The following is a 14,972-nucleotide window of genomic DNA, read 5'->3' on the forward strand; positions in this document are numbered from 1 at the left end:
GACGCTAGAAGTTGACGTAACGAGAAGGTCCAGCGATTTAGGATACGAAATGTGGAGTACTCCATCGGCGAGGTCGCCCGCATGTCCGGCCTTACCTCCCGCACGCTCAGGCACTACGACGAAATCGGGCTGCTGCGCCCCGTCCGCACTGCTGACAACGGCTACCGCTGGTACGGGCGCCGAGAACTGCTCCGTCTGCAGCGGATCCTGTTCCTCAAGGAACTGGACGTCCCCTTGGTTCAGATCAATCAGATCCTCGACGGAGAACAGGATGACGTCGCCGCGCTGCGGCGGCACCGTGAGGACCTCATCGCCCACCACGACCGCCTGGGCGAGGTCATCGCGACCGTCGATCGGACCATCGCCGATCTCACCGGCCAGGCGCACCTCAGCGAGGAGGAGTTCTTCACCGGCCTTGTATCCCGGCGGGAAGACCTGCGACGAGACCTTGAGGCCCGATACGGAACCGGCGTCAGGGAGCAATTCGCCAACGCGGACACGGTCACCGGCCAGTGGACCCGCCAAGACTACGAGCAGGCCGCAGCGCAGGGCCGCCGGCTCCTGCGGCGACTGTCCGACGCGCGCTCCAGCGGCATGACCCCGGACAGCGTCCCAGTCCTGGACCTCATGACTGAGCACTATCAAGGACTCAGGCTATTGTGGCCCGCCGACGCAGCCGCCTACCACGCCTTCGCGGACATCGTGACCGAACACCCCGACCAGCGCGCGATGATCGAAGAGATAGACCCGCTCCTTCCTCTCTGGCTCGCCACCGCGATCCGCGCTTACGCCGTCCGCCGGCTCGGCCATGGACTGGCCGGCAAGAACTCCGACGTCAGCCCGAACGGCGTTGACTCGGCATGAATCGATCATTTCCGAGTTGTCCCCGTCCTGCCTCGATGAGGCAACCAGGGAAGTTCCACGGAGCCGATTTCGCCAGCAATGGACAGTCGCGGCGTCCCCAAGGTGAACGGCGATCTTCAGCAAACGATCGTTTCTTGAAGATCTTGAAAACGATGTTCTCGAGCCCCTGAAAGCCTTCAAAAACTCCTTCAACAACCCTCGGACGCCCACTCGACGCGCTCAAGGCCGTCGGCTGCCGGCGCGTCTTCACCGACAAGAAGTCTGGCAAGACCACTGACCGATCCCTACTCGAGGGCGGTGTTGGCCACGATCAGCTCACGCTGTGGCTCAGCTGTCGGAAATCCCTGGTGACCCTTCAGACAGGCTTGGCGGCTTGGTGCACGGCATCCCAAACGCGCGGGCGCGTGAATCAGACGGCCTACCTTGCGGCTCGCCGGAGCCTCGGGATTTCTGGGCCTGGTAGAGGGGTTGGGGCAGGATCTATGTTCTCACCCGGCTGGCTCGGGACTCCAGATGGCGTTGCTCGGCGATGCTGGCGGTGGACTTCGCGGCGCGCCGGTAGAGCTCGTACGCCCCGGCCGTGTCGCCGGTCTTCTCCAGCAGATGCGCCCGCACCGACAGCAGCCGGTGATGCCCGGCCATCCGCTCGTCACTGTCCAATGTGGACAGCAGGGCCAGCCCGGCTGACGGGCCCTCGGTCTCGGCGAGCGCGATCGCCCGGTTCAGGGTGACCATCGGGTTGGGCGCGATCCGTTCCAGGATCAGGTAAAGCGCGTGCACCTGCGGCCAGTCGGTCTCCTCGGCCGTGGCCGCGTCGGCGTGCGTGGCCGCGATGGCGGCCTGCAGCCGGTAAGGCCCCAGCGCCGGGCCGGCCAGCGACGCCTTGACCAGCTCGATGCCCTCGTCGATCAGCCCGCGGTCCCACTTCGTACGGTCCTGCTCGTCCAGCGGCACCAGATCGCCGGCCGCCGTCGTACGAGCCTCCCGGCGAGCGTGGGTCAGCAACATCAGCGCGAGCAGCCCGGTCACCTCGCCGTCCTCGGGCAGCTGCGCGTGCACCATCCTGGCCAGCCGGATCGCCTCGTGCGCGAGGTCGGCGCGGTGCAACTCACTGCCCGAGGAGGCGGTGTAGCCCTCGTTGAAGATCAGGTAGAGCACGTGTAAGACGACCCGTAGCCGCTCCTCGCGATCCGCGCCGTCCGGCAGGCTGAACGAGCTGCCGGCGGCCTTGATGCGCTGCTTGGCCCGGCTGATCCTGACCGCCATCGTGCCCTCCGGCACCAGGAACGCGCGGGCGATCTCCGCAGTGGTCAGGCCGCCGACCGCCCGCAGCGTCAGGGCGGTCTGGGAGGCCGCGGTCAGCGTCGGATGGCAGCACAGGAACAGCAGGACGAGCGTGTCGTCGGTGTCCGGTACGTCCTCGGGCACCACCTCGATGGCCGTCGCCGACTCCCGCTCGCGGCGCGCGTGGTCACTGCGCATCTGGTCGATGAGCCGCCGGAACGCGACAGCCACCAGCCAGCCGCGCGGGTTGTCCGGCACTCCCTCGGCCGGCCACTGCACGGCGGCGGCGAGGACGGCCTCCTGTACGGCGTCCTCGCACCCTTCGAACTGACCGTGCCGACGTACCAACGCGCCGAGGACCTGCGGCGTGAGCTCACGCAGCAGATCCTCGATGGCTGGTGCCGTCATGCCTCCAATTGTCCGTCAGCGAACATCACCTGCCGCACCTCGACCCCCAGACCCTCGATCGCGGTGTCCGGGATCTGCGATGCCAGCTCGATCGCCCGCTCCTTGTTCTCGCAGTCGATCAGATAGAAGCCGCCCAGATACTCCTTCGACTCCAGGAAAGGGCCGTCGGTCACCACCGGCTGTCCGTTGCGCACGGACACCACAGCGGCCTGTGACGGGTCGACCAGCGCCTGCGTGGTGATCAGCTCGCCGGACTCCTTCAGCGCCTCGATGAACCTGCCGTGGCCCTCGCCGATCGCCGCCTTCTCCTCGTCGGTCAGCGCGTCCAGCACGGACGGATTGATATGCATGCTGATCAGGAACTTCATCCCGTACTCCTCGTGGTTCGCGAGCCCCGGCTGGGCCCTTCGAGTGGTTGGTCGGAGCCGCCGCCGTCGTCTTGACATCCCCAGCCAGAAATTTCGCACGAGTTTTTCGCCGTCGCCTCGCCCGGACCATCCTGGCCGCGCTCCCCGACTACGAGGCGACTCGCTCGTAGAACCCTGCCGAGGCCGAGTCGACGTTGCCTGCGTCGGCGGTGGTGGATCCGTTCGATCCGGGCGATGACAGCCAGCCGGAGTCGGTGGCGGGTCGTCCAACGTCGCCGGTCCAGGACGTTGCGCCGCAGGCCGCTTCCCCCGGCCCGCGGATGCCGTCCTCACCTCGCGACCCGGCCGTACGCGATGCCGAACCGGTCGGGCGGCTGACAGCATGCTGAGTGCGGTTTGCGAGCGGCGGGCTGGAGGGTGAGGTCGTCCGCGTCACCCATCACTCGGAGGAACGGGTCAATGTCCCAACGTATTTTTTCGCTGGATCGTGCGGTGCGGCCACGTCGGCTGCGCACGGTCACCGCTTCGGTGCTGGCAGCGGGTCTGGCCGTGGCCGCGGCGTTCCCGGCTGCCGCCGCGGCCACGCCGTCCGCGGCCTGGAGCGGCACCAAGGCGCAGCGCGCTCAGCTACAGCAGCTGGCGCGGAAGCTGGTGAACGCCGGGGCGCCCGGCGTGATCGTGCGGGTCGACGACGGCCGCGGCCGGCCGGTCGAGATCGCCGAGCAGGCCACCTGGACCAGACGGGATCACCTGCTCAAGGTGGGGGACGAGTTCCGGATGGGGTCCAACACCAAGACCATGATGGCCACGCTCGTGCTGCAACTGGTCGCCGAGGGCAAGCTCGCCCTGACCGACCCGGTGGAGAAGTGGCTGCCGGGCAAGGTGCCCAACGGCAAGGCGATCACGTTGCGCATGCTGCTGAACCACACCGGCGGCCTGTTCGACTACACCAATGACGCCGCGGTCCGGCCCTCGATGCTCGGCAGAGATCGGCGGCGGTGGACCTCGGCGAAGCTGCTCGCTGTGGGGGTGAAGCACGATCCACTGTTCGCGCCGGGCACGAAATGGTCGTACAGCAACACCGGCTACGTTGCCATCGGCGCCGTCCTGGAGCGGGTCACCGGGGCGAGCCTGGCCGATCTGGTCCGGGACCGGATCGCCCGGCCGCTCCGCCTCGAACACACCTACTACGCCACGGACCCCACCTGGCGTGGCCCCCATGCCCACGGCTACGAACTGGATGCCGCCCACATGTCACCGAGTGTGCCGGCCGAGTTCAGGCACTTCGCCGGGCCGCGCCACCACGGTCACGTGAACGTCTCCGACAACGACCCCGGGTGGGGCGGGGCGGCCGGGGCGGTGGTGTCCACCACGCAGGACTGGTCCCGGTTCTCCATCGCGTTGACGTCCGGCAAGCTGCTGCCCGCCGCCCAGCTGGCACAGATGCGCACCACGGTGCCGGTGGACTCACGGCAGCCGGACGGGCCCGGCTACGGGCTGGGCATCCAGACCGGTGCCACCCCGTGCGGCACGTTCTGGGGTCACGACGGCGGCATGCCCGGCTACCTGACCACCAACCTCACCGACCGCACCGGCAGCCGCACGGCGACCGTCCTCATCTCGACGGAGTTCTGGGCCGAGTTCGAGGCCGACCCGAAGATCGCCAAGGCTGCCCAGGCGCTCCAGACCGCCGTGACCTGCACGATGTTCGGCAAACCCGTGCCGACCGCGGCTCACGCCGGCTGACCGGCGCGGCCGGCCGCGGGTGCGGTGATGATCGCGGACACCAGGCCTTCCGCCTCGGCCCGCGACATCGCCGCACCCGCGGCGTGCGCGGCCGCGAACCCGTCAGCGCCCAGGGCAGCCGTGGCCCGCTGTGTGATCATCCGCACGTCGACGTCGCCGAGATCGTCCCAACCCCGCAGTACGGTGGCGACCCCGAGCAGCCGTCCCGCCCGCTCAGGCCGATCGCGGCACAGCTCGATCGCGGCGACCACGACCGCGATCGAGGCCGCGACCGGCGTATGCCAGGTCAGCGTCAGGTGCACCGCCGGGTGGTCGAGCCGGCTTACCGCCCTGTCCGGGAAACCCTCCGCGACGTCCACCTGGGCGAGCACGCCCAGCAGCAACGCGGCCAGGTGCGGGGTCGACCGGCCGGGTGGCGCCTCGGCCAAACCGGCCCGGGCATGTTCGCGGGCCGGCCCCGGCCGCCCGGCTCGCCACTCCAGTCGCGCCAGGCCCAGGCACACCTGAGCTTGCGACTCCGCCGACCCGGTCCGCTCGACCTGGTCGAGCAAGTCCGTCAGCTGCCGCCGCCCGCCATCCACGTCGCCGGCTTGAGCCCGGTGCAGTGCGGCCGCCACCTCGTTCTCCATCGTGTGCTCGGGCATGCCGAGTTCCCGGAAGTACCGGGTGGCCCGCTCGGCCAGCGCGGGCGCACCTGCCGGTTCGCCGGCCCGCTGCAACGCCGAATTCAGGGTGCTCAGCGTGATCGCCAGGCCCCACCGCTCGCCGAGTTCCTCGAAGCCGGTCAGCGCGCGCGACAGCAAGTGCGTCGCCTCGGCGGCGTGTCCGGTGTTCATGGCCAGCACGCCTCGAACCAGCAGAGCCAACGACCGGCCCCAGGGATCCGTCCGCTCGTCCGGGGGACCGAGCATGTCCGGTGCGGTCCGATCGCGTCCCGAGCCTATGGCGAGCGCCAACCGGGCCATCTCCAGAATGGGGTGAGTGCCGGGGGCGACACGCTCCAGCGCCTTTCTGATCCGGTCGAAGGCCGCTTCCGCCTCGTCCGGTCGGCTGATGGCCTCGGTGGTGGCGAGTGCGTGCGCGGCGACCACCAGGGCGCGTGCCTGCGGCTCGGTCGAGCCGCGAGCCTGGAGCACCCGGCCGAGCAGGTCCAGCGACTCCGGCGGGTGATCCCGCAGGAACCAGAACCAGCACAGCGCGACGCCGAGCCGGACCGCCAGGTCGGCGTCGCCGGACTCGACCGCCCAGCGGATCGCGGCCGACAGGTTGTCCCGTTCTGCGGACAGGCGGACCAGCCAGCGCAGTTGGTCGGACGTGCGCAGGTACGGGTCCGCGGTCTCGGCCAGCTGAAGGAAGAACCCGGCGTGCCGCCCACGTACGACGTCGACCTCGTCACGCCGGGCCAGTTGCTCGAGGCCGTACTCCCGGATGGTCTCCAGCACGCGGTAGCGCGGCTCGACCGGGTCGGCAGGCTCCACCGGGTGCAGCAGGGACTTGTCGACCAACGCCGTCAGCAGCTCCCGGACGTCGCCCGACCGGCCGATCGCCTCCGCCGCGTCCTCAGTGAAGGTGCCGGGCACGACCGACAGCCGTTCCAGCAGCGCTCGCTCGTCGATGTCGAGGAGGTCCCAGCTCCAGGCCACCGCGGCGCTCAAGGTCCGGTGCCGCGGCAATGCGGTGCGGCTGCCCCCGGTGAGCAGCCGGAACCGGTCGTCCAGTCGCGCCGCGACCACCTCGGCCGGCAGGGCGCGCAACCGTGCCGCGGCCAGCTCGATCGCCAGCGGCAGGCCGTCCAGGCGGCGACAGATCTCGACCGCCGCCGTCAGCGCGCCGCCTTCCAGAGTGAAGCCCGGCCGCACCGCGGCGCCCCGGTCGTGGAACAGCCGGACCGCTGCGCAGGCACGGGCCCGCTCCACCGTCGACCCCGGTTCGGGCAGCTCCAGCGGGAGCACCGGGTGCAAGGTCTCGCCGTCGATCCGCAGGGGTTCCCGACTGGTGGCCAGCACCCGCAGCCTCGGGCACCGGCCGAGCAGGGACCCGGCGAGCGTCGCGGCGGCCTCGATCACGTGCTCGCAGTTGTCCAGCACCAGCACCAGGTCGTCGTCCGCGAGTGTCTCGACCAGGTGGTCCAGAACCGCCTCCGGAGTGACAGGCCGCGGCGGCGCGCCTTCTTCGCGCACCCGCAACAGGTCGAGCACCACGCGGGGCACGTCGTCCGCGCCGACCGGGGCCAGCGGGACGAACCACACCCCGCCGGACGGCGTGAGCTGCCGGCCGATGGTGTTGGCCAGCCGGGTTTTGCCCGCTCCTCCGGGGCCGACCAGGGTGACCAGCCGAACTCGACCGAGCAGTTCGACCACGCGGCGGACGTCGTCGTCGCGGCCCACGAAGCTGGTGAGCGGGACGTCCAGGTTGCCGTGCGATCGGCGGGACCGGGGGAGTTCACCGCGCAATACCGCCAGGTGGGCCTCCTGGAGCCGCGGTCCGGGATCGCTGCCGAAACTGTCCGCCAGCAGGCCTCGGATCCGCTGGTAGGCGGCCAGCGCCTCGGCGCCTCGGCCGTTCAGCGCCAGGGCTCGGATCAGCTGGGCGTGCAGCCGTTCGCGCAACGGGTGCGTGGCGGTCAGCGATTCGAGCTCGGCGACCAGGTCGAGGTCGGTACCCAGCGCGAGCTCGGCTTCGATCCGGTCCTCCAGGGCGGCCAACCGGGCCCGCTCGAGCCGTTCGGCCTCGGCGGCGGCGAACGGCGCCGCGCGCACGTCCGCCAAGGCGGGGCCGCGCCACAGGCTCAGGGCCTCGCGCAAGGTGGCGGCGGCCTCGGCGGGCCGGGACTGCGCGTGTGAGCGCCGGCCCGCGCGGGCCAGCCGCTCGAACCGGACGGCGTCGACCGTGTCCGGCTCGACGGCCAGCCGGTACCCGGCCGGGCCCGAGGTGAGCAGCCCGGGGTCGCCCAGGACGTGCCGCAACCGGGACACCAGCGATTGCAGCGCGCGCAGGTGGTCGGCCGGTGCCGCCTCGCCCCACAGCGACTCGACCAAGGTCGCCGGCCTGACGGCACGCCCGGCGTCCAGCACCAGCCGGGCCAGCAACGCCCGCAGTCGCGCGCCCCCGACCCGCGTCGGGCCGGTAGCGGTGTCCAGCACCAGGGAGCCGAGGATGCCGACGCGCACCTGTCCACTATCGCCACACGACTCGATCGCATTCGCCACGGCCAGCAGTCTGTCAGATAACGACGTATTATCTGACAACCAAGGTTCGAGCCCCTGGGGAAACGCCCCGGACGGCACAATCCCTTCCCTCGTGTTATCTGACAACCATGGAGTCGGCCGCCCATGACCACCCGGCACCTGACCCCGATCATCGGACCAACGGGGCCACCGACCGCAGCGGCGCTGGCCGACTACCTACGCTGGTTTGCCGGCTACCGCGGCAAGTCGGGGCGGGTCACCTCTCCGGAAACCGTGCGCGCCTACGCCTGCGCGCTGCCCACCGCGTTCGCCGGGATCATGAGCCTCACCGAACTCGAAGACGGCCCGGGCCGCGACCGGCTGCACCGCAACATCCGCACCGCCTGGGGCCACCGCGCCCCGGCCACGTTCAACGCCAAACGCGCCGCCGTCGCCAGCGCCCTGGCCTACTTCCAGCAGCAAGAGTGGATCGGTGATGCCGCCACGGTGCTGCACGGCCTCGGCCGCGAGCACCAGCCCAGACCAGAAGCCGACCGGATCCGGCCGCGGGAGGCCATCGACCGGCTCGTCACTGACAAGCGCCGGCCGCTTGAGGACCGCACCCTGTGGTCGATGCTCTACGCCACCGCCGCCCGCGCCGACGAAGTGCTGTGCCTGGACATCGCAGACCTGGACCGGCCCAACCTCCGCGCCCGCTGCCGCCGCAAGGGCGGCAAGCAAGACGAACTGCTCTACGACATCCGTACCGCCCGCCTGCTCGGCCGACTCCTCGCCGGCCGCGCACGAGGGCCGATCTTCCTATCACGCCGCATCGCCCCCGACGACGGCACCGTTCCGGCCCGAGACATCGACCCGGTCAGCCGGCGACGACGGATGAGCTACCGCACCGCCGAACGACACCTCGATGCCGCCACCGGGGGATGGGACCTGCACGACCTGCGTCACTCACGGCTGACGCACGCCGGTGAGGACGGCGCCACCGAGGCCGACCTGATGAGCCTGTCCGGCCATGAGGACCGCCGCACCCTCCGGCGCTATCTCAAACCCAGCAGAAAACGGCACCCACCTGCCGCGTCGGCGGCCGGCGGAGCCGGCCCGCCATGGGACGGGCGCCAAGCCCTCCCTGCTGAAACGCCATCCGGAGCCACGCAAGCCGGCCATGGGGCGCTACCTCGGGGTTGAGGAACATCGGTACAGCCGTTGGCGCTGAGAATGATCTTGATGGTTCGGTCCATCATTACGGCCGGCGTCATACCAGGCCCAGCAGATCTGGCGGGAACCGGCCGAGCGGATCCTTGACGAGCTGCGCGACCAGTAACGCGGCGTGGCCGAGCGGGTGACGTTCGAGAAGCTGGTGGGCGTGCTGCCCGCGCTTCGACACGCCCGGCTGGATCACTCGGGATCTGGGTGAGCCGTCCTGATTTCCAGGCGCAGTCGGGCCGGGTCGACTTCGGTCACGGCCGTCTTCCCGTCCAGCTCCCAACCCTTCCCGTACGCCGCGGCGAAGGCTTGCTCGCCCAGCGCGGCCCGCCCTCGGCGGGTGAGCTCGCGAACCTGCCGATCGGTGCGGTCGTGAGTGCCGCGCAGCCGGGAGGCGGCGCCGAGCAGGACGGCCGACCCGTGATGCCGCCCGTGCGCCTCGGCGAGCGCGGCCGCGTTCACCGCCACCAGCGACAGGATCGGCAGGTCCCGGGTCTCCAGCGCCGCAGCGTACGCCCTCTCCAGCATCTTCTCCGCGCCGGCCAGGTCACCCAGCTCCAGGCAGAGCGAGGTCCGTACGTTGCCGACCAGCGTCCGCGCGTGGTCACCGGGGAATGTGGTGTCGCCACGCAGACCCCGTTCGGCGTCGTCGAGCAGTTCCCTCGCCCGGTCCAGGTCACCGAGCCGCACCCGGAAGACGGCCTCCCACGCGTCGACCAGGGCCAGTATCTCCGGCGAGTTCGCGCGCAGCGCCCGCTCCCGGGCCGAGTCGATCATCGCGATCGTCAGGTCGGTGTCGCCGCGCCGCATGTGTAGGTCGATCCAGCGCAGGTCGAGGAACACCTCGTCGCTGAGGTTGAGCGAGCCGAACTCGCCGGCCAGCGACCGGGCCTCGCACAGGTCGGCCAGCGCGCCGTCGAGGTCGTCGTCGTACTGTCGCTGCTGGGCGCGCATCGGCAGTACGGTGGCCTGGCCCCAGCGGTCGCCGGCCTGCCGGAAGCAGGCCAGGGCCGCCTCCACGTCGGTGCGCATACTGTCGAGCTCGCCCGCGTTCTCGGCGAACTGGGCCCGGAACATGCGGGCCAGCCCGGACAGCCAGACGTCGTCGCCGTCGGCCAGGCGTTCGATGATGACGAACGCGGCCTCCTCCTGTCGAAACGCGAGCGTGATCGCGGCGAGCGCGCCGTATGGACCCGGCAGCTCCGGGTACGCCAGCAGCCGGTCGGCCAGTTCGCGCATCTGCGCCTGGTCGTCCGTGGCCTCCTCGGCGGTCATCCCTGGCCGGGTGTCGACCCGGTTGATCAGATAGATCGCGTGGGTGCAGTCGCGGTCGGGCGTCGGCTCGCCGCCGGGCACCGCCAGTGCCTCGCCCAGCCAGTAGGTTGTGTCGGGGTGCCTGCCGAACATGTGCCAGTACCAGGTCAGGTTCAGGGCGAGAGCCACCGCGCCGGGGGCGTCGCCGGTGTCGCACCGCCGGCGCAGGGCGGCCAGCGCGTTGTCGTGCTCGGCGCTGATGACGCGCACGGCCGCCAGCTGGCCGGCCCCGCGCAGCTGCGGGTCGTACCGAGCCACCAGCTCGGCGAAGTAGCCGGCGGCCAGGTCGCGGACGGTGCCGAGGTCGCCCGTCTCGGCTAGGCGGCCGGTGCCGTACTCGCGCAGCGTCTCCAGCATGTGGTAGCGGCCCGGGTCGGGCGCGAGCTGCAGCAGCGACCGGTCGACCAGGGCCGCGAGCAGTTCGGGGATCTCGGCAGCCGGCACTGCGGTGCCGGCGCAGACCGCGGTGGCCGAGGTCGGCGTGACGCCGCCGGGCAGGATCGAGACACGTTCGGCGACCGTACGCTCGTGCTCGCTCAGCAGCTCCCAGCTCCAGCGCAAGCGGCATCCCGTCCAGGCTGCGGACCACCCGCCGGACCTCGGGCAGCGTCGTGTCGTCCACGTCGAAGCCCGGACGCACGGCCGCGGCCCGCTCGGTGAACAGGCGTACCGACGCCGCCCGCCGGGCCTGCTCGACGCCGTCGTCCGGCCCGGGCAGCGCGAGCGGGCCGAGTGGCACCAGCGCCTCGCCGTCGACCGCGAGGGGTTCGCGGCTGGTGGCGAGCACGCGCAGCCCGGAGCAGCGGGACAGCAGTGCCGTGACCAGGTGGGCCACGGCGTCGATCAAATGCTCGCAGTTGTCGACCAGCAGCAGGCTCTCCCGGCCGCCGAGCTGGTCGACGAGTACGTCCAGTTCGTCGCCTTCGGTTCGCATCCGGGTCTCGAACATCGCGCCGCGCATTCCGACCCCGGCGAGTACGGCCGCGCCGGCCTTGGCCGGCTCGGTGACGGAGGCGAGGTCGATCATCCAGACGCCGTCGCGGTACTCGTGGCGGTGGCGGCGGGCAGCCTCGACGGCCAGGCGCGTCTTGCCGGCGCCGCCGGGACCGAGCACGGTGACCAGGCGCCCGGCGGCGAGCAGCGTGCCGATCCGGGTGAGATCGTCATCACGTCCGATGAAGCTGGTCAGCGGCGCGGGCAGGTTGCTCGGCCTGGTCTGCGCGGCGTTGGCGGCCGGGGCGGGCGGTTCGGCGCGCAGCAGGCTCAGGTGGCGCTCGCGAAGGGCGGCACCCGGGTCGGTACCGAGGGTGTCGGCCAGGGTTTCGCGGATCCGCTCGTACAGGGCCAGGGCGTCGGCCTGGCGGCCCTGGGCGGCGAGCGTGTCCATGAGCAGCGCGGCCGCCCGCTCGTGGACGGGGTGCTCGCCGAGCATGGACGCCGCGGCATCCGGGTCGCCGGCGCGCAGGCGGTCACGTCCGGCGGCGGCGAGTTGCTCGAACCGCAGAGCGTCCACGTCGGCCGCGTCCACATCCAGCCGGTAGCCGCCCGCGACCTGTGCGACGTCGCCGGCCGAGCCGAGGGTACGGCGCAGCCGCGAGACGAGGGCCTGTAGGGCGTGGGCGGCGCCGGCCGGCGGATCCTCGGCCCAGATCGCGTCGACCAGGACGCCCTGCTCGACCGCGCGCCCGCCGGCGAGCGCCAGCCGTACGGCCAGACCCTGCAACCGCGCACCCCGAACGGGCAGGGCGGCGTCACCGCGAGACGCCTGAAAGGTGCCGAGCAGCGTGACGCGAAGCCGCGCATCCCCGTCCATCTCCCGATCCTCGCGTACGTACCCTCGAGTACCCAAATCACGGTATTTCCCTATTGCGCAGCGCTGACGCGTCGCAGGACGGGCGCGTCAGCGCCATGTGCGCCCACGTCAGTGCCGTGTGCGCCCCGTGTGAGCGGACCGCTTCAGTCTTGGCATGCCTGAGAGAACAGGATGGCGAGCTTCGGAAGGGGAGTTCTCGTGCATGATGTGGTGATCGTGGGCGGTGGCCCGGTTGGTCTGGTCCTTGCCTGCGAGCTTGGCCTCGCGGGTTGCTCTGTTCTGGTGCTTGAGCGGGAGCCGGAGCCCCGCTCCCCGTGGAAGGCGAACCCGCTTGGAATGCGGGGCCTGTCCGCCGCGTCGGTCGAGGCGTTCTACCGGCGCGGGATGCTGCACCCGCTGCTGAAGGCGTCGGGCGTTGACGACTATCCCGGCGCGGACGAACCGGCACCCCCTCGTGGCGTGGGCCACTTCGCCGGCATGATGCTCGATCCGGCCAAGGTCGACGTCGCCGCCCTGCCGTTCCGGCTTCCCAGCCCGGCGATGGAGGGCGTGATGACGACCCTCGAAGCGGTCGAGACGGTGCTGTCCGAGCGGGCATCCGAGCTCGGCGTGGAGGTACGGCGCGGCGTCACGGTCTCCGACATCGCGCAGGGCGCCGAGAGCGTGGTCCTGCAAGCCGGCGAGCACGAGTACATGGCGCGCTGGGTCGTCGGCTGCGATGGCGGGCGCAGCGCGGTGCGCAGGCTCGCGGGCTTCGACTTCGTCGGCACCGAGCCGCAGTTCACCGGCTATGTCGTGCTCGCCACCATCGCCGATCCCGGGAAGCTGCGCCCCGGGTTCACTCTGACGCCGACGGGCATGTACCTCCGGACGCCCACGGAAGGGCACATCGGCATGCTGGACTTCGACGGCGGCGCCTTCGATCGCTCGCAGCGGCCGACTCGCGAACATCTCCAGGCGGTTCTGCGCCGCGTATCCGGCACCGACGTGACGCTGAGTGATGTCCAGCTCGCCTCGAGCTTCACCGATCGGGCGATGCAGACGACGACCTACCGGCAGGGGCGCGTCCTGCTCGCGGGCGACGCCGCTCACATCCACTCTCCCCTCGGCGCGCAGGGACTCAACCTCGGCATCGGCGACGCCATGAACCTGGGATGGAAGCTCGCGGCGACCGTGCATGGGTACGCACCGGACGGGCTTCTCGACACCTACACCCGCGAGCGCCATCCGATCGGCGCACGAGTGCTCGCCTGGACGCGCGCCCAGGCGGCGGTCATGAGGCCGGACCCGCATGCCCAGGCGATCCAAGGACTGATTCGCGACCTGATCGGGACCGGTGACGGAACGACCTACGTGTTCGACAGGACATCGGGATCGTCGATCCGCTACGACCTTGGCAGCGAGCGGCCGCTGGTCGGCCGCAACGCCCCGGACCTTCGTCTTGAGGACGGCACCCGCCTCGGCGACCTGATGCAGGACGGACGAGGCGTCGCGCTCGATTTCAGCGTCGACCGATGCCTCCACAGCTCAGCGATGGGCTGGGCGAGTCGGATGCGGTACGCGGCCGGGCCGGCGACAAACGACCTCGGACTGGGTGCTGTGCTTGTCCGACCCGACGGCATAGTCGCCTGGGCAGGTGATCGCGACCCTGATCGTGAAGCGTTTGAACGGGCCGTCGGCCATTGGTTCGGTAGTCCGGCAATCTAAAACTCCCTTATCGCTGCTGCGGGCGCTACAAGGGCGCGAAAGGGAGTCATGACGCTGCCATTTTCGCAGTGTCGGCGCAGCCGGTGCCGGCTTTCCAAGCCCCGCCCGAGACGGGGTGGCCGGATCAAAAGCCGGCTGAATGTCAACGTTGACATCACCTGACCGATGTGGACTTTTCCTCTCCTCAACCAAGTTCAAGGAGCACACATGACGATCACCCTCCGACCGGGAAGCACCGTGATGTTCACCGGCGATTCGATCACCGACGGCCAACGGCTGGAGAGCGAAGAGGGGCTCGGGTTCGGCTACCCGCTGCGCGTCGCGGGCGAGTGGGGACTCCGGCACCCGGAGCGGGCCGTGACCTGGCTGAACACCGGGATCGGGGGCCATAAGGTGATGGATCTGGAAGCCCGATGGCAGGCGGACGTGCTCGACGCGCGCCCGGACGTGGTGTCGATCCTCGTCGGCGTCAACGACGTCGGCTGGCACACGTACGACCCGGACGGCTACGTGATCCCCGCGGAGGACTACGCGGCGGGTTACGACCGCCTGCTCGCGCCGCTGGCCGAGGCCGGCGTCGAGCTGATCCTTATCGAGCCGTTCCTCCTGCCGGTTCGCGGCCGTGTCGAGGTCGGCGACGCGTACTTCGGCGTGGAGGACCGGAAGAAGTGGCGCGCCGATCTGGACCCGAAGATCCAGGTCGTGCGCGAGCTCGCCCGCAAGTACGGCGCGCACCTGCTCGCCGCCGACGGCATGTTCGCCGAGCTCGCCGCGACGACCGGGCCGGAGTACTGGGCTGCGGACGGCGTGCATCCGACGCCGGCCGGTCACGCCGCACTCGCGGCGGCCTGGCTGCGCCTGGTCGCGTGACCGTGCCTCGCGATCGCCCGCGACGCCACACGGCTGTTCCACATCACCATCACCGCCGCCGTGGAGGAGATGACCGCGGGTCGATGGAGTGGCCGGGACAACCGGAGGAAGAGATCAGGCCGGCGGCCGGAACCGCTGCCATCGTCCCGCGCGGGCGATGGCCCGGTAGGTGGGTGCTTAAAAATCCGCGTTCCAACTCCGCGAAGAACG

Annotated in this window: 10 protein-coding genes and 2 pseudogenes; 5 read left to right on the forward strand and 7 right to left on the reverse strand. The window is 70.8% G+C overall.

The features are described 5' to 3' along the window. The first annotated feature begins 51 nt into the window (after positions 1-51). A complete protein-coding gene (locus tag ACQPYK_RS24325; protein WP_433234910.1) occupies positions 52-864 on the forward strand; it encodes a MerR family transcriptional regulator in 813 nt (270 codons plus the stop codon). Between the two features lie 480 nt (positions 865-1,344). Here the strand turns inward: ACQPYK_RS24325 and ACQPYK_RS24330 are convergent, their stop codons facing one another. The 3 genes and pseudogenes from ACQPYK_RS24330 to ACQPYK_RS24340 form a co-directional block, all read right to left on the reverse strand. Further along, complete coding sequence (locus ACQPYK_RS24330; protein WP_433234913.1) at positions 1,345-2,556, reverse strand: RNA polymerase sigma factor; 1,212 nt, start codon at positions 2,554-2,556, stop codon at positions 1,345-1,347. Further along, the gene (locus tag ACQPYK_RS24335) at positions 2,553-2,924 is read right to left on the reverse strand and encodes a YciI family protein (RefSeq protein WP_433234916.1); all 372 of its coding nucleotides are present in this window, start codon (positions 2,922-2,924) and stop codon (positions 2,553-2,555) included. The genes ACQPYK_RS24330 and ACQPYK_RS24335 overlap by 4 nt, the downstream gene beginning before the upstream one ends. A gap of 182 nt (positions 2,925-3,106) precedes the next feature. Further along, positions 3,107-3,223: pseudogene (locus ACQPYK_RS24340) on the reverse strand (IS3 family transposase); the annotation flags it as partial. Between the two features lie 193 nt (positions 3,224-3,416). Between ACQPYK_RS24340 and ACQPYK_RS24345 the strand changes: the two are divergent. Beyond that, positions 3,417-4,670: a serine hydrolase domain-containing protein gene (locus ACQPYK_RS24345; RefSeq protein ID WP_433234919.1), complete on the forward strand. Its 1,254-nt coding sequence runs from the start codon at positions 3,417-3,419 to the stop codon at positions 4,668-4,670. Here the strand turns inward: ACQPYK_RS24345 and ACQPYK_RS24350 are convergent. Then, on the reverse strand, positions 4,658-7,840 hold the full coding sequence (locus tag ACQPYK_RS24350; RefSeq protein WP_433234922.1) for a BTAD domain-containing putative transcriptional regulator: 3,183 nt from the start codon (positions 7,838-7,840) through the stop codon (positions 4,658-4,660). The two genes, ACQPYK_RS24345 and ACQPYK_RS24350, sit on opposite strands and share 13 nt — an antisense overlap. A 162-nt stretch (positions 7,841-8,002) precedes the next feature. Between ACQPYK_RS24350 and ACQPYK_RS24355 the strand changes: the two genes are divergently transcribed. Then, a complete protein-coding gene (locus ACQPYK_RS24355) occupies positions 8,003-9,040 on the forward strand; it encodes a tyrosine-type recombinase/integrase (protein WP_433234925.1) in 1,038 nt (345 codons plus the stop codon). Between the two features lie 67 nt (positions 9,041-9,107). On the opposite strand, the gene ACQPYK_RS24360 is transcribed toward ACQPYK_RS24355, so the two are convergent. From ACQPYK_RS24360 to ACQPYK_RS24370, 3 genes and pseudogenes are all read right to left on the reverse strand, one after another. Then, entirely contained in the window at positions 9,108-9,239 is a 132-nt protein-coding gene (locus ACQPYK_RS24360) for a hypothetical protein (protein ID WP_433234928.1), read from the reverse strand. Between the two features lie 11 nt (positions 9,240-9,250). Continuing rightward, positions 9,251-10,933, reverse strand: coding sequence for an ATP-binding protein (locus ACQPYK_RS24365; RefSeq protein WP_433234931.1), 1,683 nt, complete (start codon positions 10,931-10,933; stop codon positions 9,251-9,253). A 754-nt stretch (positions 10,934-11,687) separates the two neighbouring features. Then, positions 11,688-12,185 (reverse strand): annotated as a pseudogene (locus ACQPYK_RS24370) (AfsR/SARP family transcriptional regulator); the annotation flags it as partial. Positions 12,186-12,383: 198 nt separating this feature from the next. Here ACQPYK_RS24370 and ACQPYK_RS24375 point away from each other — a divergent pair. Further along, positions 12,384-13,892 (forward strand): FAD-dependent monooxygenase, encoded by a 1,509-nt coding sequence (locus ACQPYK_RS24375; protein WP_433234934.1) that lies wholly within the window; start codon positions 12,384-12,386, stop codon positions 13,890-13,892. A 207-nt stretch (positions 13,893-14,099) separates the two neighbouring features. Further along, positions 14,100-14,762, forward strand: coding sequence for an SGNH/GDSL hydrolase family protein (locus ACQPYK_RS24380; RefSeq protein ID WP_433234937.1), 663 nt, complete (start codon positions 14,100-14,102; stop codon positions 14,760-14,762). Positions 14,763-14,972 lie beyond the last annotated feature (210 nt).

The organism is Streptosporangium sp. CA-135522 (assembly GCF_050949235.1).
In the GTDB taxonomy this organism is placed as follows: Bacteria; Actinomycetota; Actinomycetes; order Streptosporangiales; family Streptosporangiaceae; genus Streptosporangium.